This window comes from Campylobacter sp. 2018MI13 (assembly GCF_018501135.1).
In the GTDB taxonomy this organism is placed as follows: Bacteria; Campylobacterota; Campylobacteria; order Campylobacterales; family Campylobacteraceae; genus Campylobacter_E.
In genome coordinates this window covers 1-4095 of record NZ_JAHCZC010000107.1, presented here as the reverse complement: position 1 = coordinate 4095, position 4095 = coordinate 1, and the positions used below count along the sequence as shown (strand labels likewise).

Annotated in this window: 2 protein-coding genes; both read left to right on the top strand. The window is 29.0% G+C overall.

All coding sequences use genetic code 11. From position 1 onward, the window contains the following. Positions 1-292: 292 nt before the first annotated feature. Positions 293-2242 (top strand): BCCT family transporter, encoded by a 1950-nt coding sequence (locus KJQ99_RS08770; RefSeq protein WP_214150570.1) that lies wholly within the window; start codon positions 293-295, stop codon positions 2240-2242. A gap of 164 nt (positions 2243-2406) precedes the next feature. Beyond that, complete coding sequence (gene aldA / locus KJQ99_RS08765; RefSeq protein ID WP_214118058.1) at positions 2407-3849, top strand: aldehyde dehydrogenase; 1443 nt, start codon at positions 2407-2409, stop codon at positions 3847-3849. Positions 3850-4095: the final 246 nt, after the last annotated feature.

Sequence of the window (4095 nt, the reverse complement as noted above, 5' to 3'; positions counted from 1 at the left end):
CTGATATATCAATCTTTTTTAAAATCTTATAATATTTTAATTTTAGATTTTTTAAGTGTATTTGCATATTATAATTTTTATTTTTTATTATTATCTTTTATGATTATTACATATATATTTATAAAAAATTTATTAAAAACTATATAAATTTTTTTTGAAGAAATTGATATAAAAAATTTTTTTAGGTTAATGGCTAATTTTTCTTTTATATAGACAAATTATGTAATTATCATCTAAATCTTGCAAATCTCATTAACTAAGCCTTGTTAGACTGAAAACTCAAGGAGAAAATATGAAGATAAAAACGAGTTTTTTACCCGCTGTGTTTGTTCCAAGCATAGTATTTATTGTAATTTTAGTTTTACTAAGTATATTTTTACCAGAATTTACAAGTAGTATTTTGAATAATATTAAAACTTCAGTTTTTACTAATTTTTCTTGGTTTTTTATACTTAGTGTTAGTTTTTTTGTAGGATTTATGGTCTTATTAGCTTTATCTAAATTTGGAGATATAAAATTAGGTAAAGATGATGATGAGCCTAGTTTTAGTTTTTTTTCGTGGCTTTCTATGTTGTTTGCTACTGGAATGGGCGTTGGGCTTATGTATTTTGGTGTGGCTGAGCCTATAATTCATAAAAAATTATTAAATATAGATGATAAAGAAGCTTTAATTCATACTCTATTTCACTGGGGAATTCATCCTTGGGCTATTTATGGGGTTTGTGCTTTAGCTATGGCTTATTTTGGTTTTCGTTATAAAATGCCTTTAACTTTAAGAAGTGCTTTTTATCCTTTTTTAAAAGATAAAATTTACGGATTTTGGGGCAATGTTATTGATATTTTGGCATTAATTGTAACCGTTTTTGGAATTAGCACAACACTTGGATATTCTGCAAGTTCTTTAAATGCAGGACTTGTTAATATTGCTTGGCTTAGTGATATTTCATTTAGCGAACAAGCTATTATTATATTAATAGTTGTTAGTTTATCTACTATTTCAGCTATTAGTGGAGTTAATAAAGGGCTTAAAATATTAAGCGAGATTAATTTGCTTTTAGCATTTTTACTAATGATTTTTGTATTAGTTAGTGGTGATTTGGTTGAGCTATTATCTGATTTTAGTTCTAATTTAGGGCTGTATTTTTCAAATATAGTTGAGCTTAGTTTTAAAACCTATACATATAATAAAGATTATATTAGCTGGTTTAATTCTTGGACTATTTTTTATTGGGCTTGGTGGCTTAGTTGGGCGCCTTTTGTTGGCTTTTTTATAGCAAAAATTTCTCGTGGTAGAACTATTAGAGAATTTATATTTGGAGTTTTGATTGTTCCTACTTCTTTTAATGTTTTATGGTTTAGTGTATTTGGAAATTCTGCTTTAAAATATAATGAAATTTTAAGTAATTTTTCTCAAAGTTCTGAAAAATTATTATTTGAGTTTTTAAATCTTTTACCATTTTCACAAATTAGCACTATTTTAGCTCTAGTAGTTTTAGTTTTATTTTTTATCACTTCTGCTGATAGTGGAATATTTGTTTTAAATTCTTTAGCAAGTGGTGGCAAAGAAAAACCTTATAAATGGCAAAGTATTTTATGGGGCATTAGTTTAATTGCTATTGCAATATCTTTATCGTATTCTGGTGGTCTTGATACTATTTTAAGCGTTACTATGATAGTCGCACTTCCGTTTGCTTTAATGCTTGTAATTATGTGTGCATCACTACTTAAAGGCTTAATAGTTGATAGTAGATATTTTAATACAAGAGTTAGTAAGGCTAGTGTTTATTGGAGTGGGGATTTTTGGGAGCAAAGGCTTGATTTAATCTTAAAACAATCTCAAATAAAAGATATGCAAGAGTTTTTAAACGAGCTTGTAAAACCTGCTATGCAAAAGATTTGCGATAAATTAAGCGAGCGTGGATTAAAAGCACTAATAAAAGAAGAAAAAAATAAAATTAGTTTAGTGATTAAAAAAGACTTATCAAAAGATTTTATTTATGGGGTAAAAATAGAAAAACACGAAGTAAATAAAACCTTATTAGATGATGAGAATTTGCCTAATTTATCAAAGGAATTTGAATATAGACCTATAACATTTTTTGGCGATGATAGACTAGGTTATGATATAAAATATTTAAATGAAAAAGAAATAATAGTAGATATTTTAAAGCATTATGAAAGGTATTTAAATCTTTTAGATGATAGCTCAAATGAAATATTTACAATGGGTTATAGAAAATAACTTTTATAGAATTTGAAATGCTTATTTCAAATTCTTTTTTAAAAATACTAAAGTGTTACTTTTTTTCACATTCTCGTAAAAAAATTAGAATTTTTTTTGAATATACAAAAATAATTAATATTCCTTGATAAGATATTTCAAAATCATTTAAAAAAGGAGAAGTTATGAAGAGTTATCAAATGTATATTGATGGTGAGTTTGTTACTGAAAAAAGAGAAATGGCACCTGTTTATAATCCTGCTACAAAAGAGCAAGTTAGTGAATATCCACTAGGCACAAGAGATGATGCTAAAAGAGCGCTTGAAGCTGCAAAAAGAGCGGGTAAAAACTGGGAAGCACTTCCAGCTATTGAACGCGCAAATTACCTTAAAAAAATCGCACAATTAATTCGTAGAGATAGAGTAAAACTAGCTGATATTTTACAAGAAGAGCAAGGCAAGGTTAGAGGTTTAGCTGAAGTTGAGATTGATTTTGCGGCTGATTATTTAGATTATATGGCAGGATTTGCTAGAACTTATGAAGGCGAAATTATTCAAAGTGATAGGGCAAATGAAAATATATTTTTATTTAGAACTGCAATTGGTGTTACGACAGGAATTTTACCTTGGAATTTCCCGTTTTTCTTAATAGTTAGAAAACTTGCACCTGCGTTTGTAACAGGAAATACAATAGTAATTAAGCCAAGTAGCGAAACTCCAAACAACGCATTTGAATTTGCAAAATTAGCTCATGAAGCTGGAGTTCCTAAAGGAGTTTTCTCACTTGTTAGCGGAAAAGGAAGTGAGGTTGGAGATGAGCTAAGCTCAAACCCACTAATTGGAATGGTAAGTGTAACAGGTAGCGTTGAAGCTGGAGTTAGAGTTATGCAAGCAGCTGCAAAAAATGTTATAAAAGTAAATCTTGAGCTTGGTGGAAAAGCACCTGCAATCGTATGCAAAGATGCAAATATGGATTTAGTAATTCCTGCAATTAAAGCAAGTAGAATTTGTAATAACGGACAAGTTTGCAATTGTGCAGAACGCGTATATGTGCATAAATCAAGATATGATGAGTTTATTAACAAAATGGCTGATGAGTTTAGCAAAATTACATTCGGAAATACTGCAAAAGGTAATTTTGATATGGGGCCACTTGTAAATGAAGCGGGTGTTAAAAATGCTGATGCAATGCTAAAACGCGCACTTGAGCAAGGTGCAAAATTAGAAGTTGGTGGTAAGATTACTGATACTAGTGGATATTTCTACCCAGCTACACTACTTAGCAATGCAGACCATAAGAGTGATATTATGCAAAAAGAAATCTTTGCGCCGATTTTACCAGTTACAAGTTTTGATACACTAGATGAAGCAATTGATATGGCAAATGATTGTGAATATGGGCTTACAAGTAGTATTTATACAGAAAATCTAAACACAGCTATGAGAGCTTGCCGTGAGATTAAATTTGGCGAAACTTATATAAATCGTGAGAATTTTGAAGCTATGCAAGGCTTTCACGCAGGATTTAGAAAAAGTGGCATAGGTGGTGCTGATGGAAAACACGGACTTTATGAATACCTTGCAACTCACGTTGTTTATCTTGATTACAATACTAAATTCAACGGCTAAAAATAGGAGCTTTTTAGCTCCTAAAATTATAAAATATTTTAATTTTAATTCAAATATATTTTTTAAGTTTATTTTAAATTAAGAAATAAATGTTACATTTGTTATTTATTTGTTTAAATTAAATTTAAAGGAAAAACAATGACTTGCACCTATCAAGACTTAATTCATAAACCAATAAAACAACATTCAAACAATCATTCTTGTAATCACTCACACCATAACCACTCCCATAATAATTCTAATCAC